38 protein-coding genes are annotated in these 24,870 nt (G+C 42.7%); 9 read left to right on the forward strand and 29 right to left on the reverse strand.

Annotation, left to right across the window (positions count from 1 at the left end; translation table 11 throughout):
* Nucleotides 1-47: 47 nt before the first annotated feature.
* The 5 genes from L976_RS00560 (at nucleotide 48) to L976_RS00580 (ending at nucleotide 4,412) form a co-directional block, all read left to right on the forward strand.
* On the forward strand, nucleotides 48-233 hold the full coding sequence (locus L976_RS00560; protein ID WP_047533034.1) for a hypothetical protein: 186 nt from the start codon (nucleotides 48-50) through the stop codon (nucleotides 231-233).
* Entirely contained in the window at nucleotides 226-3,483 is a 3,258-nt protein-coding gene (locus tag L976_RS00565) for a zincin-like metallopeptidase domain-containing protein (RefSeq protein WP_047533036.1), read from the forward strand. The genes L976_RS00560 and L976_RS00565 overlap by 8 nt, the downstream gene beginning before the upstream one ends.
* A 159-nt stretch (nucleotides 3,484-3,642) precedes the next feature.
* On the forward strand, nucleotides 3,643-3,942 hold the full coding sequence (locus tag L976_RS00570) for a hypothetical protein (protein WP_156143125.1): 300 nt from the start codon (nucleotides 3,643-3,645) through the stop codon (nucleotides 3,940-3,942).
* A 28-nt stretch (nucleotides 3,943-3,970) separates the two neighbouring features.
* The gene (locus L976_RS00575; protein ID WP_047533041.1) at nucleotides 3,971-4,171 is read left to right on the forward strand and encodes a hypothetical protein; all 201 of its coding nucleotides are present in this window, start codon (nucleotides 3,971-3,973) and stop codon (nucleotides 4,169-4,171) included.
* Nucleotides 4,164-4,412, forward strand: a complete 249-nt coding sequence (locus tag L976_RS00580; protein ID WP_047533044.1) for a hypothetical protein — start codon at nucleotides 4,164-4,166, stop codon at nucleotides 4,410-4,412. The genes L976_RS00575 and L976_RS00580 overlap by 8 nt, the downstream gene beginning before the upstream one ends.
* A gap of 45 nt (nucleotides 4,413-4,457) precedes the next feature.
* Here the strand turns inward: L976_RS00580 and traI are convergent, their stop codons facing one another.
* Both traI and traJ read right to left on the reverse strand, forming a co-directional pair.
* Nucleotides 4,458-6,611 (reverse strand): TraI/MobA(P) family conjugative relaxase, encoded by a 2,154-nt coding sequence (traI, locus tag L976_RS00585; protein ID WP_047533047.1) that lies wholly within the window; start codon nucleotides 6,609-6,611, stop codon nucleotides 4,458-4,460.
* Nucleotides 6,608-6,997 carry a conjugal transfer transcriptional regulator TraJ gene (gene traJ / locus L976_RS00590; protein WP_047533050.1) on the reverse strand — a complete coding sequence of 130 codons (390 nt, stop codon included), beginning with the start codon at nucleotides 6,995-6,997 and terminating at the stop codon, nucleotides 6,608-6,610. Before traJ ends, traI begins: the two co-directional genes overlap by 4 nt.
* A gap of 357 nt (nucleotides 6,998-7,354) precedes the next feature.
* Between traJ and L976_RS00595 the strand changes: the two genes are divergently transcribed.
* From L976_RS00595 to L976_RS00605, 3 genes are read left to right on the forward strand one after another with little or no spacing between them, the layout of a single operon-like run.
* The gene (locus tag L976_RS00595) at nucleotides 7,355-7,741 is read left to right on the forward strand and encodes a TraK family protein (protein WP_052183929.1); all 387 of its coding nucleotides are present in this window, start codon (nucleotides 7,355-7,357) and stop codon (nucleotides 7,739-7,741) included.
* 9 nt (nucleotides 7,742-7,750) lie between these two features.
* Nucleotides 7,751-8,476, forward strand: a complete 726-nt coding sequence (locus L976_RS00600; RefSeq protein ID WP_047533052.1) for a nucleotide-binding protein — start codon at nucleotides 7,751-7,753, stop codon at nucleotides 8,474-8,476.
* Nucleotides 8,473-8,922 (forward strand): hypothetical protein, encoded by a 450-nt coding sequence (locus L976_RS00605; protein ID WP_047533055.1) that lies wholly within the window; start codon nucleotides 8,473-8,475, stop codon nucleotides 8,920-8,922. Before L976_RS00600 ends, L976_RS00605 begins: the two co-directional genes overlap by 4 nt.
* A gap of 66 nt (nucleotides 8,923-8,988) precedes the next feature.
* Here L976_RS00605 and L976_RS00610 read toward each other — a convergent pair whose 3' ends face one another.
* From L976_RS00610 to L976_RS00640, 7 genes are all read right to left on the reverse strand, one after another.
* Nucleotides 8,989-9,258, reverse strand: coding sequence for a PapB/FocB family fimbrial expression transcriptional regulator (locus tag L976_RS00610; RefSeq protein ID WP_047533058.1), 270 nt, complete (start codon nucleotides 9,256-9,258; stop codon nucleotides 8,989-8,991).
* Nucleotides 9,259-9,454: 196 nt separating this feature from the next.
* Nucleotides 9,455-9,862 (reverse strand): hypothetical protein, encoded by a 408-nt coding sequence (locus L976_RS00615; RefSeq protein ID WP_052183930.1) that lies wholly within the window; start codon nucleotides 9,860-9,862, stop codon nucleotides 9,455-9,457.
* Nucleotides 9,863-9,873: 11 nt separating this feature from the next.
* Nucleotides 9,874-10,209 carry a hypothetical protein gene (locus tag L976_RS00620; protein WP_052183936.1) on the reverse strand — a complete coding sequence of 112 codons (336 nt, stop codon included), beginning with the start codon at nucleotides 10,207-10,209 and terminating at the stop codon, nucleotides 9,874-9,876.
* Between the two features lie 75 nt (nucleotides 10,210-10,284).
* Complete coding sequence (radC, locus tag L976_RS00625; protein WP_047533061.1) at nucleotides 10,285-10,731, reverse strand: RadC family protein; 447 nt, start codon at nucleotides 10,729-10,731, stop codon at nucleotides 10,285-10,287.
* A 104-nt stretch (nucleotides 10,732-10,835) separates the two neighbouring features.
* Entirely contained in the window at nucleotides 10,836-11,144 is a 309-nt protein-coding gene (locus L976_RS00630; protein ID WP_047533064.1) for a helix-turn-helix domain-containing protein, read from the reverse strand.
* Nucleotides 11,141-11,452 carry a type II toxin-antitoxin system RelE/ParE family toxin gene (locus L976_RS00635; protein ID WP_047533067.1) on the reverse strand — a complete coding sequence of 104 codons (312 nt, stop codon included), beginning with the start codon at nucleotides 11,450-11,452 and terminating at the stop codon, nucleotides 11,141-11,143. The genes L976_RS00630 and L976_RS00635 overlap by 4 nt, the downstream gene beginning before the upstream one ends.
* 95 nt (nucleotides 11,453-11,547) lie before the next feature.
* Nucleotides 11,548-12,036, reverse strand: coding sequence for a hypothetical protein (locus tag L976_RS00640; protein WP_047533070.1), 489 nt, complete (start codon nucleotides 12,034-12,036; stop codon nucleotides 11,548-11,550).
* Between L976_RS00640 and L976_RS23040 the strand changes: the two genes are divergently transcribed.
* Nucleotides 12,035-12,175, forward strand: a complete 141-nt coding sequence (locus L976_RS23040) for a hypothetical protein (protein WP_156143126.1) — start codon at nucleotides 12,035-12,037, stop codon at nucleotides 12,173-12,175. The genes L976_RS00640 and L976_RS23040 overlap by 2 nt on opposite strands.
* Nucleotides 12,176-12,390: 215 nt before the next feature.
* Here L976_RS23040 and L976_RS00645 read toward each other — a convergent pair whose 3' ends face one another.
* The 20 genes from L976_RS00645 to L976_RS23445 form a co-directional block, all read right to left on the reverse strand.
* Nucleotides 12,391-12,741: a hypothetical protein gene (locus L976_RS00645; protein ID WP_047533073.1), complete on the reverse strand. Its 351-nt coding sequence runs from the start codon at nucleotides 12,739-12,741 to the stop codon at nucleotides 12,391-12,393.
* A 62-nt stretch (nucleotides 12,742-12,803) separates the two neighbouring features.
* Complete coding sequence (locus L976_RS00650; RefSeq protein WP_047533078.1) at nucleotides 12,804-14,396, reverse strand: DNA sulfur modification protein DndB; 1,593 nt, start codon at nucleotides 14,394-14,396, stop codon at nucleotides 12,804-12,806.
* Nucleotides 14,397-14,484: 88 nt separating this feature from the next.
* Nucleotides 14,485-15,144 carry a DUF3560 domain-containing protein gene (locus L976_RS00655; protein ID WP_047533081.1) on the reverse strand — a complete coding sequence of 220 codons (660 nt, stop codon included), beginning with the start codon at nucleotides 15,142-15,144 and terminating at the stop codon, nucleotides 14,485-14,487.
* A gap of 171 nt (nucleotides 15,145-15,315) precedes the next feature.
* Nucleotides 15,316-15,645: a hypothetical protein gene (locus tag L976_RS00660; RefSeq protein ID WP_052183931.1), complete on the reverse strand. Its 330-nt coding sequence runs from the start codon at nucleotides 15,643-15,645 to the stop codon at nucleotides 15,316-15,318.
* 114 nt (nucleotides 15,646-15,759) lie between these two features.
* Complete coding sequence (locus L976_RS00665) at nucleotides 15,760-16,032, reverse strand: hypothetical protein (RefSeq protein WP_047533084.1); 273 nt, start codon at nucleotides 16,030-16,032, stop codon at nucleotides 15,760-15,762.
* Nucleotides 16,032-16,415, reverse strand: coding sequence for a hypothetical protein (locus tag L976_RS00670; protein WP_047533086.1), 384 nt, complete (start codon nucleotides 16,413-16,415; stop codon nucleotides 16,032-16,034). Before L976_RS00670 ends, L976_RS00665 begins: the two co-directional genes overlap by 1 nt.
* Nucleotides 16,416-16,966: 551 nt before the next feature.
* A complete protein-coding gene (locus tag L976_RS00680; protein ID WP_052183932.1) occupies nucleotides 16,967-17,590 on the reverse strand; it encodes a recombinase family protein in 624 nt (207 codons plus the stop codon).
* Nucleotides 17,591-17,607: 17 nt separating this feature from the next.
* The gene (locus L976_RS00685) at nucleotides 17,608-17,979 is read right to left on the reverse strand and encodes a hypothetical protein (protein WP_047533093.1); all 372 of its coding nucleotides are present in this window, start codon (nucleotides 17,977-17,979) and stop codon (nucleotides 17,608-17,610) included.
* Between the two features lie 34 nt (nucleotides 17,980-18,013).
* The gene (locus tag L976_RS23045; protein WP_156143127.1) at nucleotides 18,014-18,184 is read right to left on the reverse strand and encodes a hypothetical protein; all 171 of its coding nucleotides are present in this window, start codon (nucleotides 18,182-18,184) and stop codon (nucleotides 18,014-18,016) included.
* Nucleotides 18,174-18,371, reverse strand: coding sequence for a hypothetical protein (locus L976_RS00690; protein ID WP_047533096.1), 198 nt, complete (start codon nucleotides 18,369-18,371; stop codon nucleotides 18,174-18,176). The genes L976_RS23045 and L976_RS00690 overlap by 11 nt, the downstream gene beginning before the upstream one ends.
* A gap of 15 nt (nucleotides 18,372-18,386) precedes the next feature.
* Entirely contained in the window at nucleotides 18,387-19,034 is a 648-nt protein-coding gene (locus tag L976_RS00695) for a hypothetical protein (protein ID WP_047533100.1), read from the reverse strand.
* Nucleotides 19,035-19,625, reverse strand: coding sequence for a hypothetical protein (locus L976_RS00700; protein WP_047533103.1), 591 nt, complete (start codon nucleotides 19,623-19,625; stop codon nucleotides 19,035-19,037).
* A 75-nt stretch (nucleotides 19,626-19,700) separates the two neighbouring features.
* Nucleotides 19,701-20,015: a hypothetical protein gene (locus tag L976_RS00705; protein WP_047533105.1), complete on the reverse strand. Its 315-nt coding sequence runs from the start codon at nucleotides 20,013-20,015 to the stop codon at nucleotides 19,701-19,703.
* 25 nt (nucleotides 20,016-20,040) lie between these two features.
* Nucleotides 20,041-20,511: a hypothetical protein gene (locus L976_RS00710; RefSeq protein WP_047533109.1), complete on the reverse strand. Its 471-nt coding sequence runs from the start codon at nucleotides 20,509-20,511 to the stop codon at nucleotides 20,041-20,043.
* Nucleotides 20,512-20,524: 13 nt separating this feature from the next.
* The gene (locus L976_RS00715; RefSeq protein ID WP_047533112.1) at nucleotides 20,525-21,061 is read right to left on the reverse strand and encodes a hypothetical protein; all 537 of its coding nucleotides are present in this window, start codon (nucleotides 21,059-21,061) and stop codon (nucleotides 20,525-20,527) included.
* Nucleotides 21,062-21,085: 24 nt separating this feature from the next.
* A complete protein-coding gene (locus L976_RS00720; protein ID WP_047533116.1) occupies nucleotides 21,086-21,328 on the reverse strand; it encodes a hypothetical protein in 243 nt (80 codons plus the stop codon).
* A gap of 442 nt (nucleotides 21,329-21,770) precedes the next feature.
* Nucleotides 21,771-22,715 carry a DNA-binding protein gene (locus tag L976_RS00725; protein ID WP_047533119.1) on the reverse strand — a complete coding sequence of 315 codons (945 nt, stop codon included), beginning with the start codon at nucleotides 22,713-22,715 and terminating at the stop codon, nucleotides 21,771-21,773.
* Nucleotides 22,716-23,189: 474 nt separating this feature from the next.
* A complete protein-coding gene (locus tag L976_RS00730; protein ID WP_052183933.1) occupies nucleotides 23,190-23,597 on the reverse strand; it encodes a hypothetical protein in 408 nt (135 codons plus the stop codon).
* A complete protein-coding gene (locus tag L976_RS00735) occupies nucleotides 23,587-24,369 on the reverse strand; it encodes a ParA family protein (RefSeq protein ID WP_047533125.1) in 783 nt (260 codons plus the stop codon). The genes L976_RS00730 and L976_RS00735 overlap by 11 nt, the downstream gene beginning before the upstream one ends.
* Before the next feature lie 116 nt (nucleotides 24,370-24,485).
* Nucleotides 24,486-24,870 (reverse strand): hypothetical protein (locus tag L976_RS23445; RefSeq protein WP_047533128.1); only part of this gene is annotated, 385 nt, incomplete at its 5' end.

Below are 24,870 nucleotides of genomic sequence, written 5' to 3' on the forward strand. Positions count from 1 at the left end.
TAAATGAGCGCCTAGTGCGCTCTTTTCATTTCTAGTAAGGAAATCCCATGAGTAATGAAATTAACGTCACTGACCAGTCAGTTATCGATGCAAAACTGGATGATGCTCTTACCCCTCAACTACAAGTTGAGGTTTCACCAATCGAAGCGGATTTGATGGGCGCATTCATCGAGGACGCTATGAGTGAAGAAGATGCACTAATGTCCGCACTGGATGGGGGTTCACATGAATAAGAAACCCCCTAAACAACCGTTCCATGAAGTTGTTGCAGAACGCTTGATAGAACAGCTCAAACAAGGCACAGCACCTTGGCAAAAACCGTGGGTGCCAGGGCACGATAACCACTCCTTACCGTACAATCCGTCAACTGGCAAAAGATACAGAGGTATCAATACCTTAAACCTTATGTCACAGGGTTTTTCTGATCCGCGCTGGATGACATACGACCAAGCAAATTCGGTTAATGCTCAAGTGATAAAAGGGGCAAAAAGTACCCCCGTTCAATATTGGAAGTTCAACGAAGAACAGAAATTATTAGACGACAACGGGAAACCTATTTTAGACAGCCAAGGCAAGGCCAAAACGGTTATTGTGCCGTTAGAACGGCCAAGAGTGTTTTTTGCTTCTGTGTTTAACGCAGAACAGATCGAGGGTTTACCCCCGATTGAAATTAAACCTCAAACTGCCGAACAAACGTGGGACGCTGTAAATCGAGCGGAAAAAATTCTCGCGTCATCTGGCGCGAATATCATGCACAAATCGCAAAATAGGGCGTTTTACAGCCCCGGAAATGACAGCATTACCCTACCCGAAAAGAACCAGTTCAGTGATGCAGCTGGCTATTACGCCACCGCCTTGCATGAGCTAGGCCACTGGACAGGGCACCCCTCCCGCTTAAATCGTGATTTAGGGCATCCCTTCGGCAGTGAGGCTTACGCCAAGGAAGAACTACGCGCCGAAATATCATCAATGATCATGGGTGAAGAACTCGGGATAGGTCACAATCCAGAACAACATACAGCTTACGTCAAAAGCTGGATCAAAGTCTTACAAGATGACCCACTAGAAATTTTTCGCGCAGCTGCTGACGCTGAAAAAATTCAAACACTTTTACTCAGTTACGAGCAAAAGCAAGTGCAAAATGTAGAGCAAGATTTGAATGCCGAAGCCTATGAGTCATGGGGGAATTTAAAGGGCTATGCAAACGATTTAGGACTTAAAGCAGAGTTAACTAAAAGTAATGATGCCGAGGCTGATTTTAAAATTACTTATTCAGCTAAGAATGGCGAACTGCCGATTTACACGGCCTTGTTAAACGGGGACGGTAAAGCAGCAACATACGTAAATGGTGAACGAGTACCGGGCACTAATTTTACTACCGCCGATGAATGGCAAGGACAAGCTCTTGAGGCCGCCTTATCAACTGTAGTGACAAAGTACATTGAAACAGCCACTAAAAAGCTTGAATTAGCGACTGAATCACCTATCGGAATGGACACAGAAACCCGCGCAGTAAGTCATTTAGCATTGGCTTTAATTGGCGTGAAAAATGGTGATATACCCGCTAGTGCTCTCTCTATTGTTGGTCAAACTCTGCCATTTCGGGAAATCGTAGATGAAGGGTTAAAGATAAACCCCAAATGGATAGGCGAGACTCATATTATGAAACCTAATTTTGGCAAAGAGCCAGAAGATCCAAGGTTTCATAATGACTCTGAACATTACTCATTAATGTTGAGTCTGTCTGACAATGGTAAAGTGTGGGACGTAGCGGCCAACTTCAAAACATTGGATGCAGCTCAAAGTGTCGAAAAACTATTACTAAGCGCAGTAAATCAAAGCCAAACCCAAGACAACCAAGCCCATAATTTGGAGTCTCAGAGCATGGATAAAAAAACTGAAAAGGTTTTTATCGATGTACCTTTTAAAGAAAAAGACGAAGCCAAAGCAGCTGGCGCTCGATGGGATAGATCAGCTGGTTACTGGTCTATTGATAAATCAGAGCTATCTAAACTTAATGATAAATGGCCTGTTGTTCAGGTTGAAGCCAAACCTGAAACCAAACTGTTTATTGCAGTGCCATATTCAGAAAAAGATGAGGCTAAACGCATTGGTGCAAAATGGGATAAACATCAAAAATCTTGGTATGTTGACCCTAACACTGATAAGAAATTGATTGATAAATGGCTCGTTGAAAATCGCCCCACTGAGCAAGCCCCAGCCCTAACGCCTAGAGAAGAATTAGCCCTTGTGATGAAAGAAATGGGCTTTGATGTGACTGGTGAGCATCCCATTATGGACGGCAAGAAACATCGATGCCGACTGCTCTCTGATAAAGCCTCTGTGAAAGATCAAAGCGGTGGAGGTATGTACGTTGCATTTACAGACGGCATACCAGCGGCTTATATCTCAAATAATCGTACCGGGGAATCACAAAATTGGTCATCGAAAGGCTATTCAATGACCAATGAGGAAAAAGCGGTTTTAAATGCTCAAGCGGCTGCGAAGAAGCAAGAGCGAGAAGCGGCTCAAGCAGCTGAACATCAAAGCGTGGGCGAAGGAATCACTCGTTTACTAGAAGTATGCAATTTACCGACAGGAAATGAGAAATACTTGCAAGTTAAACAAGCCAAAGCGGGTAACTTGCTCGTCATACCTGAACCATCAGCCTTGCCAAATGACCCTAAAGTGTTAATCGGGGCAAATTGGAGAGAATCACAGGCACTACGCGAAAAGAACCCCTCTCACGTAGTTTTTACCACTGGTGATCTGGTTGTTCCTGCGCATGATGCCAACGGCAAAATTTGGACGGCTCAAACCATCCAGCCAAACGGCACAAAAATGTTTCCTTCGGGTTCACAAAAAACGGGCTCGTTTCATATTGTCGGGGGCGATATGGACGCACTGGCTAAATCCCCGGTGATTATTGTGAGCGAAGGCTATGCAACCGCTGATACGCTAAGTGAAGCAGCAGTATTACCCGTAGTATCAGCTTTTGATGCAGGTAATCTTGTCACGGTGGCTAAAGCCTTACGAGAAATTCACCCTAATAAACCGATGTTGATTTGTGGTGATAATGACGCTCACCAAGTAATGACCGAAGGTAAAAACGTAGGAGTGGAAAAAGCGACCGCAGCCGCCGAAGCCGTTAAAGGGCAAACGCTTTTCCCTATTTTCGCTCCAAAAGAACAGCTTTACCCTCCCGAGTTACCTATTGTCACCCCTGAATTGTGGCGCAATAAAGAGGTGACTAAGGAACAAATGAAAGCCATTGATACAATGAAAAAATACACCGATTTTAATGATGTAAAAACCAAGAGTGTCTTGGGCATCGATGGGGTAAAACGTCAGGTAAAATTCGCAATCAATGAACTTTTGAATAAACAAAATCTGCAACACACACAGAAACAGGAACAGGAACAGACACAGGAACAAAATACTAAAAAGTCACACGTAAAAACCCGCTCCGCAAGCCCCGCCTAACCCCTCTAATTAAGCCTTAGTGACGTTTTACGCTCTCGTTAATATCTAGGGCGCGGATTACGTTATCAAAGAAAAAGCGCCTTATTGAGGCGCTTTCCTTTCATTTATACCTTTAGACCTCAAAAACAACACTTGAGCTTATAAACAAATGTGTTTATATTGGCTGTAACGATCACCAACAAAACATCATTCATGCTAAAAGCATCGATAGCACTAAAAAAAGCCAATAAACTCAGAGAAAAGTCCGATGAACTTATCAAACCTATAAGCAAAGCCCTCAGCAATATACTTGAAGATGATAGCGCCCATGTTACATTTCAACCGGGGGATGGATGGTGTGTTTGTTATACGCAGGATGAGTTTACGCATAACGCCCTTATTTCTAGTTCGTTTATAGATCAGCTTTTAGTGATGAATAGAAATGAGCTTTTAATTGCTTTGGAAAAGCTAGGGATCTAACACCAACTAATCAATGGAAAGCAGATATATGAAGAAATTTTTATCAGATTCGCTTTTAATGTCACTCGGCGCAGTGATCTGGATGATCATTGCTGCGAAAGGTAAATTACCAACATTAAGTTTTGAAACGCTCTTGCAACTGCTGTTTGCTGTGGGGCTAGGATTCCTAATCCGCTCCATAGTTGGCAAAATCCACCGTCATAGGTCAATGAAAGGTTCATATGAATAATAACAATCCAGAGTTAAGCGCCGCTATTGAAAAATTGGCACAACTAAATATTGAGTTACAACAAGCAGAACGTGAAAGTGACGCAGCATTTACACACGCTGCAAACTATTTAGGTAACGATGATGAAATTGAAAATCACAGAGATAATCTTGCTGGGTCTGCATATGAAAGTGTAAAAACAATAGAAAAAATGCTCTCTAATCAAGTTGATTTGATAAATATTCTCATGGGTAAAAAATAAGCCAGCCCCACCACAAAAAAGCGCCGTTTAGGCGCTTTCCTTTCACTAACGCTTAACCTTCCTCGCCCTCGATACCAAACCATCCTTATTAATCGATAACAACTCACCGACTTTGAATTGCTTCAACGTGCTAACAGGTAGCACGGCCACGGCTCCATCAGGTTCAGCAAATAGCATCAACGGAACTCCGTTAACATTTCTCGCGCCAAGATAAGCCGCTTTAGTCGGATTGGTTAACGGTCGATGCTCAGGTATTGAGATCCCTTGCTGTTTCTTCTCTAAACGCTCAGTGATATAGGATTCTGCCGCTGCCATTTGAACAGGCGTTATTTTGGTGTGAAAAACATTCCATCGCAATGAGTCAGCACTTCGTCTTTCTTTGTGCTTGTCCATGTTATTACGTGCATCACCCGGCAATAACACTGCACTTGGCTTAATGATGCTTGCCACATCGATGCTGGACATTGAGCGCACGCTGTTATATCCGGTGGTAGGCGGTCTGCCGCTTCTCGTTCCAAATACTCCAAGGTCTGGCTTTTGTTCGGGTCGATCTCTGTAACCAAACTCATCCCCGGGTCTAAATTCGTTTCGGTTGGCAGTTCTTCGTCCATCTGCGCCATAGCTAGAGCGATCAAATCCTCGTCCGGCAATAATTCTTCGTTTGATTTCGGCATTTTGTTTTCCCAATAGTAAGTTATGTTTTAATTTTTCCAGTTCAGGGTCAGAAAACGTAACCCGCACATTCCCAACGACAGCGGCCTTAACTGCGAGGGTCTTAAATTCATCTGTTCCGTTAATGGTGATCGTGTTACCAAATCGCTCCTGTGCCATTTTCAGCGCAGCAATAACGCCCTCAGCGGTAATATTTCGAGCAATTTTTAGCTGTTGGCCGTCATCACGTATTCCCGCCTCGATGCCCTTCTGGTAACTTACCGCCCCCCCTTTAGTGACTACCTCTCCGCTCTTTACATGGCGTGACTCTTGGCCTGAGAAGGTATTACCTTTTAAGGTCGTACCCTTCCGGGCTCTTAATGCGTTCAATGCCTCAACATTCCCCGCCTCGGCCTGTTCCCTTAACCAGTCAGCCCACGTATGACGGCGATTATTCTTGTTTAATGCGAGCCGTTCATTCTGGTACTTCTGATTTATTTTCTTAATATTATCCTGTAATGACTTGCTCGCTTGACGATAGAGAACCTTTCTCATTAGATAATTATCTGACAATGAGATAACTATTCGCTTTAATTTACTAGAGCGTTTAATCATTTCAATTTCAAATTGTTTTTGACGTTTAGAAGCGTTTAACATTGATGCTTTCCGCTTCTTGTTACTGGCCTGTTCCTTTAAATAACGAGCGTATAAATCGCTAGTATCAACTCGTGTTTGCTTGGGCTCTTTCTGATAAGAACGAGTTTTGTCACTGACAAAATCAGACTCTTTAAACTCGCCAAATTTCGCCTCTAAATTTGCTTTAGAAAATGTTCTATCAACTGTACTCGCTTTAACAAACACGCCTGATTCAATACTCTCAATAACAAAACCATTTCCCTTTTTATGCAAAGCCAGCCCATTAAAAGCCATTACTTTATGAAGTTCCTCCCAGTTCTTAGAGGACTTTATATCTTCATAACAAACCCGTTTAATCCATCCGACAAGGCTTTCAATACCTGAGTGATGTTCTAAATCACTCGCTCTACCAGCGGAAGGAATTTTAAGGCCAATATGATTATCAATTTCTAGGCCGTGTTTCTTTTCTAGGAAAGCACACGATTTCCCTAATGTTTTATAAGGATAAAAAGGCTCAATAGCCGTTAGTTTTTCAGGATGGATTTTATTAATAGCAATGTGCATGTGTACGTTATCAGTATCATAATGCACAACACTTACTCGCTGGTGTTCGGCAAAGCCCAAATCTTTACAGATAGTTTTTTCTACATCATTTAAAATATCTTTACTCGGATTTTCACCCGCACGAAAGCTCACAATTAAATGATAGGTCTTATCTTTAGTTGTACGAGTATTCATTTGCTGAGTGGCTAAAATTTCATTTATTGCCATATCTAAATTATTAGAATGACAATTTGAAAATGAAATTTGACCAACCCTATCAATCTTATCCTGTGAATCCGTGATATAATTAACAAGGTTTGCAAAGTCACTTTTCTTTAATGAATTAATAGGTACATGCTTCGCAATCATTTATTTTGCTCTAATCGTGGTCGAATAACTTTCGACATAACAGAACCTAATTCAATTTGTGTATCTTCAATTTTTGAAAGCACAGTGCGTATCGTCTCGGGCGTAAAATTTGCCACTCTAGCATCATCAGTTAGCCACCATTTTAAAAGCCCCCCCAAGCGGCCAAGGTCGCCGCTAATTTTTGCCATTTCGCGCACTTGTTCTGCGTCAACGATCCCGGTGACTTGGTATCCCTGCCCCACGGTCAATAAATATGATGACGCTGTTTTACCCGCTGCCCTTGCGTTTTCTTCAATCAAATTTTTTTCTTCTGGGAGGCAATAAACAGTAATGCGTTGACTTCCCTTTCTAGATGTATTTTTGGGTTTTGAAGTCGGTTCATTCATGGCACTAAATTCTCTTGATTTTTTAACTGACGGTAGTCAGTAAGCCTCGCAGAGCAGGACACGTTGAGCATCCCCGAAGGGGTGCGAATAAGTGAAAAGTAAAGTCATGGACACGGCTTGCCGTGGTACATGTACTTTACACATCCTGCCCGTTTTAAAAGCCATTTTACACCAAGGTTTGAGCCTGCACAAACAACGTACATACTCCGTTTATTGCTTGATCTTGAGAAATTGGGTGATAAACTGCGTAAAAACGCCGTTTTACCTGCATTCTACGCAGCTTATACGGAGTAAATCAGATCAAAATCAGTGATAAATGATCGCAAAAAACGCGATAAATACGGAAAAGAGATTTATATGGTTAAAGGCACCAGTGGCATAGATCAATGGTTTGCAAGTCGCCCTGAAAAAGACAAAAACCGCCGCAAAGGTGGGTGGGTGCTATTTCTTGCGGTATCGGATGAAGTTTTTGCGGCGCTTGATGCAGGGTATAACTTGAAAGTGATCCATGAATACCTGACGGATCAAGGAAAGCTCAAGTGCTCTTATGACACGTTTCGCGGGTATGTGAAAAAGTACCAGCAAAAACCTATCAGAACAGCGGCCGCCGCTTCTACATCAGCGGCCAATGAACAAGCCCCGGCTCCTGCCCCTAAAGAAATTAAGGCACCGAAGAAGGTGCAAGCCGATAAACCAAAAACATTTGAATTTAATCCCGAACCCCAAAAAAGCGAATTAATTTAAGGTAAACCTATGAGCAAAATCCATTTAGTTCTGCAAGGCAAAGGCGGTGTAGGCAAATCATTAGTGGCCTCGCTAATTGCTCAATACAAAACAGCTCAACTAGACAAAGTGACTTGTATTGATACCGATCCAGTAAATGCCACCTTTGCTAGTTACAAATCATTAAAAGTAGACACATTTAAAATATTAGAAAATGACGAAATCAATATTCGCAGCTTTGACGCGCTTATTGAAAGAATCGCCCAAACCGAAAATGATATTATAATTGATAACGGCGCAAGCTCTTTTGTGCCGTTATCAAGCTATATTATTCAGAATGGAATAGCAGACATTATCCAAGAACTCGGCCATGAGTTAATTATTCATACAGTAATTACAGGCGGTCAGGCTCTATCTGATACGTTGAACGGCTTTGTCTCTCTAGTAAATCAATATCCTGAAAATTGCTCTTTTGTTGTTTGGTTAAACCCCTATTGGGGAGCGATTGAGGCTGAGGGTAAATCTTTTGAGAACATGAAAGCCTATACAGTTAACAAAGAAAAAGTATCGGCTATTATCGAGCTGCCAACACTGAAAAAAGAAACGTTTGGGCGTGATTTTGAAGATATGCTGCGCGATAAAAAAACATTTGATGAAGCGATTAACGATGAATCACTAACGATTATGAATCGCCAGCGTTTAAAAATGCTAAAAACCGATATATTCAAGTTAATCACTGCGGCGTCAATCGTATGAACAAAGATATAGAAAACGTCATTCAAGACATTGCCAAAATCCATAACATCACTATTGGCCGTAACGATCCAATACTGATTTTATACACCATAAACGAAATGCTGCTTAAAAGAGCAACTGAGGCACAAGAAAACCAATTAAAAGCATTTCAGGAAGAAATTCAGCTTTCAATGAAACAATTGAGTGAAGAATCTAAGGATAAGGCTGAAAAGGTTATTTCGGCTGCGTTAAATGCTAGCCGCGCCAATATAGAACGCGCAACCAGTGAACAAATTGATAGTTTTAATAACCAGCTAACTAAAACACTTAATGGCTCACTGATAGAGTTTAAAACGATTCTATCGAATGAAAGCGCAAAGGGAATGCAGTTAGCCAAATTCAGCATGATTGCATCAATATTTGCACTGGCTAGTGCAGTCATTGTCACCTTAGTCACTGTGTTGTAATGGGTAGCAGTGGGAACCCTCAAACAGCAGGGTTCCCCCACTTTTTAGTATCGAGCATAGTCAGTATTATCTATGTTGGCCACAGCCAGATAATTCATTGGTCGCATCGATCAAATCTTGATGTGCCGCCCACTTTTCGTTTAACGCCGCTAACGCTTCATCGAACTTGTTTGATGATAAATCATTAGCCGTGAATGCAGACGTTTTGCCGAGTCCTTTGACCAAGTAATCCCTCAAGGCATCGATCTTTTTCTCGCTTTTAAACTTAGTAAAACGCAGTAAGCACTGAAATTGCTTTTCAGATACTTGGCCTTGGATTAATCGATGTATTTTCACAACGCCCCCTAACACCCCCTGTTAAGTGGGGGTATTGCAAAACCATTTTGACACCCTAACACCCCCTGTTAAGTGGGGGTATTGCAAAACCATTTTAACACCCTAACACCCCCTGTTAAGTGGGGGTGTTGCAAAACCATTTTGACACCCTAACACCCCCTGTTAAGTGGGGTTTTATTTCAAAAGGGTGTTATCACTAAAGATTTTGACTTTGATACTCTACCATGCTTTTTTGCTGTTTGAACTCTGGATGCTCTTTTAGCTGCGAGTGAACACTAGCCGAAACATTGAAGTTAAGCCCTCCGGCCACAACCAAAAATTTCAAATGTTCAAGTGTCGGATTATCATTAGCCGAATCGTCCTCGATGATAAAAATATCATTCGCATGACACCGAGAGCGCCCCCCGCCAACAACGACATTAACCGCCCCTGACGGCAAGAAATTAAGCGATACAGGGTAACGATAATCGCCAAACACATTTTCAAATGCGAAGCTCGCTCTGTTGCTGCTACGGGTACAGCAAAAGTCATCGGTAGCAATAACGATAGTTTCAGGGTCATTCCCTTCTAACATCACTTGTTTCAATTCGTCAAAAAAACGCATAGCCTAGCCCTCTATAAATCCAACGCTCTTAAATCATCATCGATGGAAGCAACCCCAGCCGCATAAAGCATCATGCGCCAAACGCCATAGTTAACAGGGCGGTTCTCTGTAGAATTTAAAGGCGACTCCCACTTGCGAACCGCCCCGCTACCTTTGCTAGACAGTTTCACATTACCAAAAAGACTCAGTTTTTCACGCGAAAACCCTAGTAGTACACGCAGCGCGGCAACTTCTTCGGGGGTTGGCTGCACATAGTCAGGATGACAAGCTGGCAATGAGCATGGGCGATTTTTAAACGCATCGACTGTTAGCGGCACAGAATTGCAATATTGAGCTGTAGTTTCCATAAAATTTACCTTTGGTTGTTTAGGGCTGCATTGCAGCCCACAGAACGAATAAGGCCGCAGCGCGGCCAGTGTCATTTAGAGCCAGCCACGTTCAGCAAACGAGGTAACAGAATCACGCCCAACGACAAAATGATCCAATGTAGCCACATCAATTGTCGCTAACGCTTGAGTTAACCGCCCTGTGATACGTCTATCGCTTTGGCTTGGCTCGGATATGCCAGACGGGTGATTATGGGCGAAAATGACCGCAGCAGCGTTATACTGCAACACGATTTTAACTACTTCCCGAGGATAAACACTGGCGGAATCAATCGTGCCGCGAAACAACTCAACGAATTGAATTAAACGATGCTGACTATCCAGCAGCAACATTGCAAAAACTTCATGCTCGCGAGCAACCAATTGATTTTGTAAAAACTCCCGTGCTAAGTCAGGATTAGTAAAAACAGGGGTATAAATAAGTTTAGAGCGGATAATCTCAGCGGCTTGAGCCAAAATGTGTTGTTCTTCAACTGAAAACATGGACTAATCTCCGTTTAGGGTCATGGACTATTCCCGACCGACAAAGAGATTATACCGCCCCAGCGGGGCGGTGTAAACAATTATTTTAATGTATATATTTACTGTTATACATGGTTTGGTGATTGTTGAATACTGATTTGAAGGCTCGCGCCACAGGCAGCGGCATAGCGTTCTAATGTCTCAAGGCTCGCTCTATCAGCGCGATTTTCTAGCTTAGATACAGTGGCAGGGGTCACGCCCATTTTGGCCGCTACTTGTGCGCTATTGATCCCAGCAGATTTACGCAGTTGAGCCAAAAGCGCCTTTAATTCATCTTTGCGTTGTTCTGCCAAGTACGCCTCAAGCACTTCTGGATTTCTGAATGCTTTAGCTTTCACATCGGCAAATGAAACACCTTTTACTTTAGTGGTCATAGCAATTGCTCCAATCTTGATAATGCCAGTTTAATTTCTGACGGTGGCGTTTTAGCGGTTTTCTTAACAAACGTCCGTAAAATATAGATTTGTTTCCCTTTGCTAAACGCAAAAAAGGTGCGGGTAATATCCTTCCCCCCTGCCCTTAACTCGAACAAACCATCCCTTATCGGGGCGGTGTCAGGATAGCGCAGTTGGTGCCCCTCTGCTTCTAGCTTTGCCAGTGCCCGAAGTGCCTTACCTTGCACGTTACTAGCCAATGCTAAGATCTCTGCTTCGGCCTCTGGATGAAAAATCAATTCAAACATTAAAAACTCCCTGTTACTGCAAGCATTATAACACTGGATAGAATTAGCACAAAGGGAAATATTAACCTATAGGCTAACATTTCCCTTTAATGAAACTAGAAATATTTATAAAATTCCCGTTCATCTTCGCTGTTAACTTGACTAATCATCATCAAGTGACCGTTAAGGAAAATGGCAAACTCAGCCCCAAATTCACCGTCCCGCCGTTTTAACTGCCCTTCTCTGGCGGCAACCTCGGCAACTTTGTTAAAATCTTCTTGTGATATAGGCACTCGCTTAGGTTTCAATTGCTCGGCCACCTCGCTAGCGAGTTCAAGCTTGATCAATTCCTGCTCATATATTTTTAAGCTTTCATTGCATTGGGCTAAATAATTTGCGTGATAGTGTCGCTTGCTTAAGGTATTACGTAAGTTACTAATATTCGCTTTGGTGTCAGCAATCATACGACTCAAGCCTTGATATTTCGAGAGAGCCATAATTTCGGCGGGAATATCATTTTTGTTGGAGCCTGAGTGCCCCAGCGGTGATACGCTGGTCGCTGGTAACTGCTTAGTGCCTGTAGTTGGGTAAGTTGAATGTGTCATGGCGCTTTCTCCTGTTGGTTCGTTATCATCTTCGTCCTCGCCTGTAGTCGTACTTGCAGCGTGGCATCGTTCTGAATGGCAAGGGCGCGAAGCGGCGCAGCGAACCCTTGCGATTCAGGTTGTGACTAAGCAAAAGTGAACGACTAGCGAGTGCGTAGATGTGAAGCAACGGGAAGCCATGACGCAAAAAACGTCACAACGTAGAGGCACTTGGCAATTAACAGTGAAAGCCTTTGATTTTTGCTTAACTAGCCCCGATCGTTACCCGAATGGGCTAAGACCGAACTTGTGAGGGCTTAGTTTCACTAGCGAACCTGTGAGCGTGTGAAATAGAGCGGGTTCCCCCTTGGGGGGCTACAAGTTCTGTGCATTTAGGATCTCTTTATATTTGTCCGCAATCGCAATGTCATCTTGAATGGACGCCAGCCCAGCACAGTAAAGCATTTGACGCCATGCTAAATATTCAATGGGCTTATGATATTTGCTCGTTTCAGGCAATTCCCACTTATAGACCTTATCACAGCCTTTTTGTGAAATGGCCTTTCCTAGCAACACGCCCAGCTGCGCCTGAGAGTACCCCATTAGCAGCCTAAGCTGTTTCACTTGTGCCGCCCCGGGGGGCACATAACCCGGTTCAAATTTATGCAGGACACAGGGCAACGGCGCATAATCAGCGATAGTTAACGGCAATACAGACTCACTCATAAGCCAATCTCTTAATGTTGAATGAAGGAGAGCCGCAGCGCGGCTCCCGTTCTTATTGAAGATTAGTAATCTAAACCGTGACGCAAGCTGGTTTCAATCATGCTATTAGAAAGCTCTAATCCCATTGTTCGGCGCAGCTGCGCCGCAGTGAGCTTAACGCTATCGTTATTCTTAACCATGCGATCAGCTTTAACACAGCGACCAGCCCAAAGATCATTATCTTTATTGTATGCAAGAGAAGATAGTGACTTCATGGCATCGAGCGTAAATAAAGCGGTTTCATCAGCAAGACCACTCAAGGCCAGCCCTAGCGACTCCAAAAATACAGCATGACCAATGATAAAATCAGTTCTGAGGGTTTCAGGCGAAATAACCCCTGTAACCACTCTATCTAAAAGCCTAAATGTCGGCTGCATGTTACCTACCACGGTATCGAAAAACTTAGCCATAGCCTCGGTTTCATTTTCAGGAAGGTTTGCAAATCCCGCCTCACTCACCCCGAGTAATTTCTCAGCAAACTTTTTCCAATGCACCAGCGACCACAATTTAACGCTTTTCGCGCCGATGGTTGTTCTTTCCTTATCAATCAGAGCGTTAATCTCTGGATGACGCTCTAGCGCATCGAGGACAAAGCGGTTAAACGGATTGCGAAGATCATAGAGCGCGTTAATCGCAGCACTGGGCTTAGATAAGTTAGCATTCAGATCCGCAAACATTTGTTTTGACCGTGCCAGCCCTTCGTCAAAGTAAAACACCACAGGGATAGTTTCGTCTCTAAGCGTTTTATCTAATTGAATAAATGTTTCCGCAGACATACGGCGGTGCTGGCCGTCATTGATCAACAACGTGGCATCAACAGGGATTCGCAGAACCCCAAGGCGATCAGCCAAGCCACCGACATTAAGCGGGTCGAACACCATAGAAGCGTTAACGCTTACTGTGAGACTGGGCAGCACGTAGCTATCACGGTTAGACACAACATAATCAGCAATATCTCGCGCATGAGCGGGGTTAACGACACGCTGCGCACGTAGTTCAGCGGGTAGGGTTTCATCCGCGAAAGTGAAGAATTTAACCAAGTATTTAAACGGCACTTGGGCAATGTAAAACTCTTTATTGGCTTGAATCCCTTTCACAGCAGGGAATGAATAGGTGTACTCTGATGCGGCCTGTTGAAAGGATTCAACCACGCTCGCCTGTTTAGCCTTCATTTCGGCCATTTTTTGGCGGTTAAAATCGCGTTCTTCAAGCAGTTCTAACGCGCTTTTTTCAAACTTGGCAAACCAATCATCAAAGGACATATCCGCGCCAAACTCGTCAAAACAATGGAGATTAGCACATGCCTCGTCAGACTTTTGCCCCGTGCGAATGGCTTCAATCACATCAGCGCATCGAGCAGCTTGGACGCCAGCTCTTAAATCACGGTACAGCAGCCAAAATATTTCACGGTGGTTTTCATCGACCTTTAGGCTGTCGCCATTGTATTCAATCACAGTTTGTTCAATGCGTTTAAGCGCATTGCTTGAGGTACGGCCTTTAAATGCCGCTTGAGAGGCCGCATAAGAATCATTATGACGACCCAGCACTAAGCCGAAGTCACCACGGCAAGATTCGACAGAATCAGAGAAACCTCCAGTAGCTACACGATAAAACATAGGATATTTCCTTTTAAAAATGGTCATGGACTATTCCCGACCGACAAAGAGATTATACCGCCCCATCGGGGCGGTGTAAACGATTATTTTATTCTTCTTGTTCGCCCCATAACTTAACGGCCAACTCTAATTTTTTCTTACACTCGTTAACTTCTTTCTTGGCATATTGCAGCGAATAAGAGTGACGCTTTGGATATTTACCCGACTTAAGGCCAGCGTGTTTATCCTGTGCGACTTCTAGTAAATGCTCGAAATACTCAAGACTTTCAGGCATCGATAGGTTTATAACGTCCGTTCTACTCGCCCAATACGCCGCTTTGGATGCGTGGGATTCCGCTTTATTTTGTAACTCTATGCTCTTATCCATACGAGCATGATTTCGAGCGATAAGCGCACGGTGGCGACTTTCGCTGTGATGCCCGACTTTGATAGGCTCACCGAGCGATAAAAACTCATGCCCTTCCATAGCGGCACTAACACACGCATCACTTTTAACAGCCGCCTTATTTGCCCAATCACCATATTTTGCGGCCTTGGCCTTGGCGTGTTCCTGTGCGTTATAACCATCTGACCGAACTATCGAATAATAATGAAATTCGCCGTTAACACTGCTGCCCAAAAAGTTAAAAACAATATGATCCCTTTCTGTGCCGTGCTTAGAACAGACTGGAATAACATCACCTTTTTGATGTTTTTCGCGACATTTTGCAACAAAGACGTTAGGGGCAAATTTATAGTATGAGTTCATGGACTAATCTCCGTTTGAGGTCATGGACTATTCCCGACCGACAAAGAGATTATACCGCCCCATCGGGGCGGTGTAAATACTTTATCAATAAATATGTATATCTTTAATGTTCTACATAAGCGGCAAACAAAAAACGCACTCATTGAGTGCGCTTTCTTGAACGATTAAGCCTTAATGACCATATAAATAATCATTTAGCAACATTGCAGTGGTGCGAGTTCTATCTGGCTCGGTAATGATAAAAATCTTTTGAGCCCCAAGACTCCACGTTGAAAGCACTCGGCCACCCTTAACAAGCATATCGTCATTTAATTTTTTATCGGCCTCTGCCATATCCCCCCAATCACCCGCAGCATGGCGATAAAACAATTCTGTGAGCGCCAATTTGTCAGAGTGCGATGGTGTTAACGCATTCACGCCATTAGTGACATAAATATCACCCAGCCAAGCCATTACTCTTTGAACCTTGGCCGCTTCGCTTTCTTGATTTGCTGTAAACATGGACTAATCTCCGTTTGAGGTCATGGACTATTCCCGACCGACAAAAAGATTATACCGCCCCTTTGGGGCGGTGTAAATATTTAAATTAATCTATCTGCTTGATATAAAGCAAAATTAATCAAGATCATTGATACTAACATACCCCGTGGAAGTGAGTACAAACCCACGAATATCACTGTGTCCAAGGCATTCAGAATACGCATTTAACGTATCTTGAAGATCATATAAAGGGATTCTAAAACCATCGGTATAGCTTTCAAGTGCGGAAATATCGGCACTCACATACGCCGCACCACATGCAATAGCTTCCTCAACAGTGGCATAAGTGCCAGTATTGATAAACGTCAAGGTGTTATCTAATAACTGCAAATGTTGGTTCTGAGACATTATTTAGCCTCCTTTGCTTTGGCTTGGGCGAGTCTAGCTTCTGCTTTGGGATAACATGCCTCAGCAGCTGCTAGAGCGCGTTCATATTGCTCAAAGTCGCAAGGTTTAGCCCTTTTGCATGTCAACCCTAAAAGCCTTGTATGATTGCGCTTCAACCGCGCTAAAAAGTCCGCAATTTCCCCACTTCCCACGCAAGCGTGATAATGGACATTAACCTGATCAAACAGGCTATCAATGGCATTGCGGAAGTCGTACACAGGCACAGCTTCTTTTATGGTGTTCTTTTGAATATCGTCTTTGGAGAGCCTGCTTTTAGCTTCTTTGCTGGCTTGTTCAGCGATAGGCTTAGTGAGACTTGCAAGAGTAGTGATTGAGTGTGTCATGGCTGGTTTGCTCCGTTTGGGATTATCATCTTCGTTTTCGCCTGACGTTCTGGCCGCTTACCATCGTTCTGACTGACAAGGGCGCGAAGCGGCGCAGCGAACCCTTGCCGGGCGGGTTGTGGTCTGCGACAGATCAAACGGAAGCGATAAACGATAGGGATAATCCTGGGGCAAACATGACACCGAAAGAAACGAGCGCCGCTTAGTCACACTTGCCTAGCTCTGAGCGAGACTGTGTGCTTTTGCGGCTTTTGCGATAGCGATATGTAGGGCTTTAGTCCCCGAAGGGGATGAGCGGTTAGCGAACCCGGAGAAGCGCGGGTATCGCCCTTTTTAGAATCCTTGCAGCTCTAATTCTCGGAAACAATATGCAGTGTTAATTGATGACAGATTAGCCGAACGTTCTTGATATGAGAGACTTAAATTTTCAGAAACTTTTCTTTCAGCGCCGGACGCTTGGATCTCTAACGTATCGATACACTTACTTGCTCTAAACTTACGAACCCAATGCCAATCTAACTCACTAAACGTTTTTTGATCGATAAAGACCATTAATCCAGTTCCTTTGCTTCAAGACTTTTAATCGTTTTCACATGCTCTTTCCAGACACGTTTTACCGTAGCTTCACTGCAACCGGCTTTCGTGGCCGTGAGAGAAATTGAGTCACCCGCGCTACGCAACGCAATGATGAAATGATGCAATTGCTGATTGGGTTTTCGGCCTTCGTAAAGACCTTTCATTTTGGCCTGTTCAATGCCCTGCGCTTGACGTTCCCGCCTCAGTTCGTAATCATCCCGCGCCGCTTGAAGCGACAAGCGCAACAACAGGCTTTGGATTGAATCTAAAACAATTCGGGCAACCCCACTCGCATCATCAACCAGCTCAGACAAATCAACCAGTCCCGGGATTGATAGCTTGGCTCCCTTATCTTTAATGCTCTGGATCAGCTTTTCAGCATCGAGCAGCGGCAAACGACTAATCCGGTCGAGTTTTTCAGCAATTACCACATCGTCCGGCTGCAAATCCGCAATCATGCGTAGCAGCTCTGGACGGTCTGAGCGAGCGCCCGAGGCTTTTTCTCTATAAACCCCGGCCACATAGTACCCCGCCGCCTTTGCATCGGAGATAAGGCGCTCTTGACGCTGTAGGTCTTGGTCATCGGCGCTTACGCGCATGTAAATTCGGGCAACCTTCAATTAGAGGGCTCACTTTGGGCGGGTAACGTTACAATCATAAAACTGATTACAGGTTCGCTCGCGCTATCAGTGAAATCAACAGCATCAGGGCGTACTCTCCAAATCATTTTTTTACTGCCGTCTTTAGCCCGGACTTCAACGTTTATCAGCTCTGCATCAGGCGCAACTTCTGATTTTCTCATTTGCCATGCTGACTTTTCACTGTTGTTAGCCTCGAAATTAAATGTTGCATACAACAATAAAACATTAACAACAAACATAATGATAAACCAAAAAGAATAGTTACCATTTTTAACTGCTATCGTTATTCCAGCGATTAAACTAAACAAACATAAGAAAAGAAATAATCGAACATAAGTTAAAAGCATATATCATCCTTTATCATTAACAGACTTATTCCCGCTATTGCAGCCATTGACTTCTAGCCGCATAAAATACCGCAGCTGATACACCAAAGGGAATGACATTAGCTAGAATCTGTGGGAGCCCAACAAAGAGACAAATCCCCCCCGCGACAGAACCCGATAACAGCGCGGCCAACAGCCACTTACCGCCCCCCGGCTTAATCCGCATTATCACGCCCCGTTTCCGAACTTGTCATACAACGAGCAACATCAGGGTACTTAGGCTTGCTCTGGTTGTTCTTTTCAGCAAGAGCAAGAGCCTCGGCCTTAGTGATGTTAAGGCGTACCGGGTATTCCCCTTCTGTCTTGCTGTAGCCGATCACCATCCAGTTTTTTTCGTTAGCGTGTGATCCCATAATCCCCCCAATAGCTTAATTATCTTTATTTTCCGACTCAACAATAAACCTTAAGGCCGCAATCTCAGTAACAATCACAATAATAACAGGAAGATTATCTAAAGAATTAAAGGCGCTATATAGCAATGCCATTGATATTGAAAAGTGGTAAACAATATCAATAATTCTTAACTTAGAATCAAATACAAAAAACTTTGACACCCAAATCCCAGTTAACATAAAAAACGAAAAAAACCAACTCCACAACTTAGTATATGAATCCAAATAATTTGCAAACGGGTCGTTAGCATCTTTTGCTTCAAAAACACCAAGAAAATATAATGAAGAAAAGTAAAATAAAAATGGAACAATCAACATAGGAGCTATTATTAACAACTCCTTGAGCCAACAATACACATATTTCATATAAGGCTTAAGGTAGAGTTTAATTGCATAACGCTGTTCAATACTCAGCCTTTTAAACAACTTTGCGCGAGGCTTATCAAGCCAATGACTAGGGAGCATTTCAGGCTTATCAAAGGCTATCGATGCCATGATTTGTTGAGCTGTGGTGAGTGAGTCAAGCGAAACAATGTTTTGTTTGACCTCACGCAACACTTGAATTTCTTTATCAACCGAAGAACCTAGGAATGATGTATATGCTTTCATTTCAAACTTATCCATTTACTTAGTGGTTTCTTCAAAAGCGTAGGCAACGGCCATGATCATGTTTAATGATGTTAGCTTACCATTGAGGTAGAAAAAATAGCGAGTGTATACAGTCCCTTGGTGATGATTAACATAGTGAGCATTAACAGAGACACTTAAGCCGTTAAACAACTTAGCAAGGTCTAAATTTTCAATATATTGCTGCTTTCTCAGCGCCATTTCCTCAGCGATGGTTTTTCTAACCTGCTCGGCTTTTACCTCAATTTCTGGCCTCTCAACAGTGATGATCTCTGCGCCCTTAATCGCCCCACGCAGTTCTATAAGCATCTTAATTTGTGCTACGTGCAAGGGATAACAAGAAAACAAAGTGTCGTGTTTTTCTTTCCAGTGATGAAGGTTAGGCACAGAGTAATACAAGTCTGTTAATGCCTCGAACTGTTCAGGGCTGGCCTTTCTTTGCTCAAGGATTTCATGCTGCATTTGTGATTTTATCAAATCGTAGGCACGATTCAGGTAATCGGTAGCGCGTTTCTTAGCGGCCTGACTGTAAAAGCCAGCATTGAATAGCTCGGTAGCTTTATCGAAGTGATCTTGAGTTGATTTCATAACAGCCTTACGCCTATACAAATGAACATAAGGCAATTATAAGCAAATATATTTATAAACACAAGTGCTTATAAACTAATTAAGCAAATGACACACATCATTATTTTCAACACATAAAAATGATTTTCCACCCTGAGTTTTTTTAATTACCAAGGGTTCACCTGTCATCATTGAAACGAGCCCGTTCACAATAAACACCCCCTTATCGGTAGTTAAAGTGGTCGTGTCTCCCCAAAATGATTTATCAAATGAAAGTGAAATCATTTTTCCGGCCTCGGTGGTTTCAACAACCCCCTTAGACTCATTAAGGAAAGATTTAACGCCACTACTATTAAACACAACAGCCGATATAAGCACTAGGCCAACCGCCCCTATAATAGTTTTAATCACTAAAATTCACTCCTAAGCGGGTAAATCAGAGGTTTTCTGATAGCCCTTGCCAACGGCTTGAGCAATAACAATCCACTGAATACATTTCAAATTTTTCATTATATATGGCCGCAAAACCACGCCAATCAGGGAAAACACGTTTAACCGCAAAATGATTAAGCACCCGGGCAGCTTCAATCGCTGGTAGGTGATCTGTACTGGGCGTTCTAGCTGGGATATATACCGCTTTATCCAAAGCGCCCACAGATTTAATTACTTCGAAAATGCCTAAAATTTCTCGCTCACGCTCAGTTCTTTCCAATGTGAGATTGGCCGTATCAAAAAGGTATGATCCCTCGTCAGCAATCAATAAAATTGAAGTTGCATAGCGATTAGGATCAGAATCCCGGGCACCAAATACGATTGATTTAATGCCTTTAGCTTCCTTTATTTTTTCCTTGACCACATCAGCCGCGCCGTAGGTCGTAGAAGGCACACTATAACGTTCTATATACATAAACACCGCCGTTTTATTTCTTAAGTTTTGATTTATTATTTAAACGAGTTATATGGGACTTTAAAGTTTTTAATATAAGCTGTTCTTCGTGCAATTCTTGCTCATATTCTTCTCTATCAACAGTATTCAACTCCGATTCCAACCTAATATTAAGATTACTAATATATTTTATTGACGATTCCAAAGCATATTTAAAAGCTTGTAGCTTTGTCGTGTAAATGCCTAAAGGTAATTCTTGACCTACCGCAAATTGTTTCCTGAAATTTGCCGGGATAGATGGACTCCAACCTATATCACCAACTTTGCGAGACAAGCGCACCCACGTTACACCTTCAATTTTAGCAATGAGGTTAACGTAAACCTGATCATTTCTCAAATATACAGGCACATTAAAACCGTTTTTAGTCTGAGAACCACGCCTCTTGCGAATACTCTTTACATGCCATTCGTCAACATCTACGCATGTTTTACCATCGTGATAGTAGGCTGTCACTTGAAAAAGAACTGCACCAACTTTAATTACTGAGCTTGGAAATTTTTGCTGTTTCAAGGCCACTCTCCCCTAAGTTAGTCTTTATCTTTCAAATTGAACTTTTATTTTTATATCTTCGAGTTTTGCTGCAAGTTCAGCCTTATAATTCTTAATAGCATCGAGAATACATTCTTCTGAACGGTTTCGAGACAACACATCAGGGTAGTATTTTCTTCTTGAAATCTTTTTCAAAATATACTCGCCAGATCCTAACTCTTGGTTGTAGATATACGCCCCGTAAGTCTGACCATACTGATCAATCTCAACTTTCAATTTACTAGCCATGATGTTTTTCACGTTGAATTTAACTTAAATAAATTGTAAGCAAAAACGCTTATAAACACAAGTGTTTAATTGTGATTTTTAAAAGGGCACGGAGAAGGTAATAAAAAAGCGGAACTCCTACCTAGGGGCTCCGCTTTCTCATTTCACAAACTGCCTATTCGGCAGGTAAACAACTTTTTTCTGAGTGATCTCATTGAGATTATTTTCAGCTGCCTATTCGGCAGGAACTAGCCAAATCAATTAATACTCTTACTAAGGAAAAATTTCAACCCCAAACCTTATACTAGCCAACTTAAGTATACCCAAACGAGCCACAGCCAAAACACCAAGCTCATAAAGACTTACACCAACTTAAAAGAGCTACCCGAAAAGCCCCGACTTAAACGAGCTAGGCCAGCTCTAGCGCCTATGTATACCATCAATGATATACACTGATTTTTTCTTACTTTGATTTACCGTGCTTTTGTTGAGCAGCATTTAAGGTCAACGCGCTCAGCTTACCCTCGGCAATATCGGCACGGCTATTCGCCTGGGCTAATTGCTCACTGGCGTTAAGCAATGAAACCTTTAATTCAGCTAAGCTACGCTCGGCGTTATTGGCTGTATTAGTTAGGACGGCATTTTTTTGTTCAAGCTCGGTATTGGTCTGCGCGCTTAACTCAAGTGAACGTTTTAGATCCGTAATTTGCTGATTGGCAAACCCCAGTTGCTCTTTTAAGCCATTGAGTTGATTTTCTGCAACCCGCAAGTCAACGGCCTTTTCTTGTTCGGCTTCTTTAGCCAAGGTAAGAGACTCTTTAGCCAAGGTCAGCTCTACTTTTGCCGCCGCGAGCTCAGCTTTCAGCGTTGCATTAACCCGGTTACTTTCATCAGCTGCCGACTTCAACAACTGAATATCGTGCTGCAAACTTGATATTTGCGTAACTTGTTGCCGTTCACGCTCAGATAATGCCGCCAATTGATGCTTAAGATCTTGGTTTTCTTCAATGGCACGGCTGAGAGTTAAATTCACACTCTCTATTTCATTACTCTGGCGGTCAATTTCATCGATATAGCCTGTCACCTCGGCATCGTGCCTTTTCTTCGCATTATCAAAGGCCGTTTGTTCGGCTTTAAACAACGCTTGTGCTTCTCGCGCCAATTCAGCCCAAACAGGCTGTAAAAGCCCTAAAAGGCGATCAGTAGGCATATCAGGTAAGGATTCAATCGCTTGTGAGGTACGCTGCTCTCGCCAAGCCTTTAACAATGGAGTGATCGAAGTCAGACTCCCTCTATTTCCGTTTAATTCGCGTATACGTAGATTTGTTGGTTCAACCCCCTGAGCGGTTAAGCGATCAGCTAAGTCGAACACTAACTCTTGTGTAATCTTTTCTGATTTATCAATCATACTTAACCCTTAATGTAATAATGTAATGTAATTATGTAATACATTACATTATTACACAAATACAATAAAGGGATAAATCAAATGAAATGGTAAGGTTTTACTGATAATGTGATAGTTAACGGCTTGGATTCCACGGTGAACAGCGTCTGAGCCGCCGCCCCCTGTACTGGGGGCTAAACTTATAAAGAAAAGAATGCAGCGTATAACATTGAAGCTATACACTGCTAGGAATGGTTATCTTAAGAACCGCCTAAATTGTTTCTGTGTCCATGCATCTTTAAGCGATAACCATTGCTGAACCAGCTCAATAGGCAGGTTTCGCAAATCGATTAGACGAGTATTAGCAACTAATGTATAGTCGTGCTGTGACATATTTTTTACCCCGAAAGTTTTAAGTGTGTTACTGGTTAGTGCGGTGGTGAGATACCGCTCTAACCATCCTAGATATGTATAACATTAATGTTATACATAAAATCAATTCCCTTGAACCATTTTCATCTGAACGTCTTTAATTGCGCGGATAACTTCTTCATCCCCCGCTTCCATCAACAGAACTAGACCCGCTCTGATCAACTTTGTAGTGTTAACCTCTCGCAGACTGCCCAGCTGGTCGATAATAAGATCTGCACAATTTGCCTTAAGCGTATCGCTTCGAGTTGCCAAGGCTGTCAGCTCCGTATCAAGGAACCGAATTGGTTTTGGTGTGATCTTTGTAGTAGCCACCGTCCCGAATGTGTTTGACCTTGCTTTCAGAGGCTCTTTATTGCTTGCAGCAGCTAACTTGCGTTCAGCGCGTTCTAGCGCGGCCAGCTCTCCTTTCTCTTGTGGCGACAATTTAGCTTTAGCTTTTAACTCGGCAATCCGCTCTAAATTACTGTTCATAGCTATCAAACTCCTTGGCAAAATCTTTGTAGTACGCCGCCCCTGCGTCACTAGGAGCAAATTTAGAAACAGGAAGGTTAGCAAGTTCAGCATCACCGAAAACCACCTTGTCCCAAATTATGGTGTCCGCAACTCTGCCGTTCCACGTTAGGCCAATTCTAGAGTCACCATAGGCCAGTTCACGTTTAGAAGCTCGGCGCAGACAAGTACGTAAAATAGTAAAGCGAATTTCGGATTCATCGATAAATTTAACTTCTTCAATATGCGCCAAAAACATTTCAATACCTTGGATAGATTTTTCTCTATATGAGGTAGGGATAATAAATTCATCAGCGGCCATAATCGCATTCAACCCTAGTACAGACGTTCCCGGGTTAGTATCGATAAGAATGTAATCATATAAATGCTTCACTGCGGCTAAGTGAGCTATCAAGCGTTCTTCCCGGCGTGGCAGTGAGATCATATCCATATCTAACTTAGTCATAACGTCCCCGCTTCTGCCGGGAATGATATGTAAGTTAGCCTGTTTTTCTCCATCGATGATTGCAGGATATATCGCAGTGGTAATATCAAATTTGCGATTGAGTAAAGCATCACCTATGTAAAATTCTTCATCCCCATTGGTAAAATACTCAGTGGCATTAGCTTGACCATCAAAATCAATGACCAACACTTTTTTACCTCTATTAGCTAACTCATAGCTTAAGTTAACAACAGTAGTCGTTTTTGTAACACCGCCTTTGCGATTCCCAACCATAACTATTCTAGTCATAAATCCACCATGTAGAACATTAAAGATATACACTAAACTAAAGCTAGATTACCATGTGTAGAACATTAAAGATATACATAGTCAGTATATTTTTTATTTTTAAAATAAACATATAGTTACGCAAAAAGCCATGATGTAGCGATACTACCCACGAAAAGAACACAGCTTAGGGCAAATGGGGCTAGATACCCGTAGTACACTTTTTTGTGAACTTGTTTATCGACCAAATATCTATGGGCAATAACCCCCCCTTTGACACTCCCGCCTATAGCAACCAGCATCAAGATTATCCCTAAAACCCAATTTAAGTTTTGATAGGGCGTGATCCCTGAACCAGCTACAGCATTCTTAATTGAAGGGAACAACCTGAGCAATTCTTGAAATGTGAAATGATAAAACGCAGCAGCATATCGATAAGGGGATTCATGCGAAGCCCACTCATCCATCCATTCCCAAAATTCCCCGAAAATTCCAACCGACAGTAAAACCAGAAATAAAAAC

It is taken from the genome of Shewanella sp. ZOR0012 (assembly GCF_000798835.1).
Lineage (GTDB): Bacteria > Pseudomonadota > Gammaproteobacteria > Enterobacterales > Shewanellaceae > Shewanella > Shewanella xiamenensis.

Excerpts from the sequence above, each read along its gene's own strand:
- L976_RS00660 (WP_052183931.1), bottom strand. The coding sequence starts at position 15,645 with ATGTTTACAGCAAATCAAGAAAGCGAAGCGGCCAAGGTTCAAAGAGTA.
- L976_RS23040 (WP_156143126.1), top strand. The coding sequence starts at position 12,035 with ATGGCGCTTTCTCCTGTTGGTTCGTTATCATCTTCGTCCTCGCCTGTA.
- L976_RS00695 (WP_047533100.1), bottom strand. The coding sequence starts at position 19,034 with ATGGATAAGTTTGAAATGAAAGCATATACATCATTCCTAGGTTCTTCG.
- L976_RS00670 (WP_047533086.1), bottom strand. The coding sequence starts at position 16,415 with ATGACACACTCAATCACTACTCTTGCAAGTCTCACTAAGCCTATCGCT.
- L976_RS00730 (WP_052183933.1), bottom strand. The coding sequence starts at position 23,597 with ATGAACAGTAATTTAGAGCGGATTGCCGAGTTAAAAGCTAAAGCTAAA.
- L976_RS00690 (WP_047533096.1), bottom strand. The coding sequence starts at position 18,371 with ATGGGATCACACGCTAACGAAAAAAACTGGATGGTGATCGGCTACAGC.
- L976_RS00735 (WP_047533125.1), bottom strand. The coding sequence starts at position 24,369 with ATGACTAGAATAGTTATGGTTGGGAATCGCAAAGGCGGTGTTACAAAA.
- traI (WP_047533047.1), bottom strand. The coding sequence starts at position 6,611 with ATGATTGCGAAGCATGTACCTATTAATTCATTAAAGAAAAGTGACTTT.
- L976_RS00645 (WP_047533073.1), bottom strand. The coding sequence starts at position 12,741 with ATGAGTGAGTCTGTATTGCCGTTAACTATCGCTGATTATGCGCCGTTG.
- L976_RS00635 (WP_047533067.1), bottom strand. The coding sequence starts at position 11,452 with ATGTTTGAATTGATTTTTCATCCAGAGGCCGAAGCAGAGATCTTAGCA.
- L976_RS00665 (WP_047533084.1), bottom strand. The coding sequence starts at position 16,032 with ATGTCTCAGAACCAACATTTGCAGTTATTAGATAACACCTTGACGTTT.
- L976_RS00725 (WP_047533119.1), bottom strand. The coding sequence starts at position 22,715 with ATGATTGATAAATCAGAAAAGATTACACAAGAGTTAGTGTTCGACTTA.
- L976_RS00575 (WP_047533041.1), top strand. The coding sequence starts at position 3,971 with ATGAAGAAATTTTTATCAGATTCGCTTTTAATGTCACTCGGCGCAGTG.
- L976_RS00615 (WP_052183930.1), bottom strand. The coding sequence starts at position 9,862 with ATGCGTTTTTTTGACGAATTGAAACAAGTGATGTTAGAAGGGAATGAC.
- L976_RS00685 (WP_047533093.1), bottom strand. The coding sequence starts at position 17,979 with ATGCTTTTAACTTATGTTCGATTATTTCTTTTCTTATGTTTGTTTAGT.
- L976_RS00580 (WP_047533044.1), top strand. The coding sequence starts at position 4,164 with ATGAATAATAACAATCCAGAGTTAAGCGCCGCTATTGAAAAATTGGCA.
- L976_RS00605 (WP_047533055.1), top strand. The coding sequence starts at position 8,473 with ATGAACAAAGATATAGAAAACGTCATTCAAGACATTGCCAAAATCCAT.
- L976_RS23045 (WP_156143127.1), bottom strand. The coding sequence starts at position 18,184 with ATGCGGATTAAGCCGGGGGGCGGTAAGTGGCTGTTGGCCGCGCTGTTA.
- L976_RS00560 (WP_047533034.1), top strand. The coding sequence starts at position 48 with ATGAGTAATGAAATTAACGTCACTGACCAGTCAGTTATCGATGCAAAA.
- L976_RS00655 (WP_047533081.1), bottom strand. The coding sequence starts at position 15,144 with ATGAACTCATACTATAAATTTGCCCCTAACGTCTTTGTTGCAAAATGT.
- radC (WP_047533061.1), bottom strand. The coding sequence starts at position 10,731 with ATGTTTTCAGTTGAAGAACAACACATTTTGGCTCAAGCCGCTGAGATT.
- traJ (WP_047533050.1), bottom strand. The coding sequence starts at position 6,997 with ATGAATGAACCGACTTCAAAACCCAAAAATACATCTAGAAAGGGAAGT.
- L976_RS00720 (WP_047533116.1), bottom strand. The coding sequence starts at position 21,328 with ATGGCTAGTAAATTGAAAGTTGAGATTGATCAGTATGGTCAGACTTAC.
- L976_RS00640 (WP_047533070.1), bottom strand. The coding sequence starts at position 12,036 with ATGACACATTCAACTTACCCAACTACAGGCACTAAGCAGTTACCAGCG.
- L976_RS00565 (WP_047533036.1), top strand. The coding sequence starts at position 226 with ATGAATAAGAAACCCCCTAAACAACCGTTCCATGAAGTTGTTGCAGAA.
- L976_RS00680 (WP_052183932.1), bottom strand. The coding sequence starts at position 17,590 with ATGCGCGTAAGCGCCGATGACCAAGACCTACAGCGTCAAGAGCGCCTT.
- L976_RS00700 (WP_047533103.1), bottom strand. The coding sequence starts at position 19,625 with ATGAAATCAACTCAAGATCACTTCGATAAAGCTACCGAGCTATTCAAT.
- L976_RS00595 (WP_052183929.1), top strand. The coding sequence starts at position 7,355 with ATGGTTAAAGGCACCAGTGGCATAGATCAATGGTTTGCAAGTCGCCCT.
- L976_RS00600 (WP_047533052.1), top strand. The coding sequence starts at position 7,751 with ATGAGCAAAATCCATTTAGTTCTGCAAGGCAAAGGCGGTGTAGGCAAA.
- L976_RS00630 (WP_047533064.1), bottom strand. The coding sequence starts at position 11,144 with ATGACCACTAAAGTAAAAGGTGTTTCATTTGCCGATGTGAAAGCTAAA.
- L976_RS00710 (WP_047533109.1), bottom strand. The coding sequence starts at position 20,511 with ATGTATATAGAACGTTATAGTGTGCCTTCTACGACCTACGGCGCGGCT.
- L976_RS00650 (WP_047533078.1), bottom strand. The coding sequence starts at position 14,396 with ATGTTTTATCGTGTAGCTACTGGAGGTTTCTCTGATTCTGTCGAATCT.
- L976_RS00620 (WP_052183936.1), bottom strand. The coding sequence starts at position 10,209 with ATGGAAACTACAGCTCAATATTGCAATTCTGTGCCGCTAACAGTCGAT.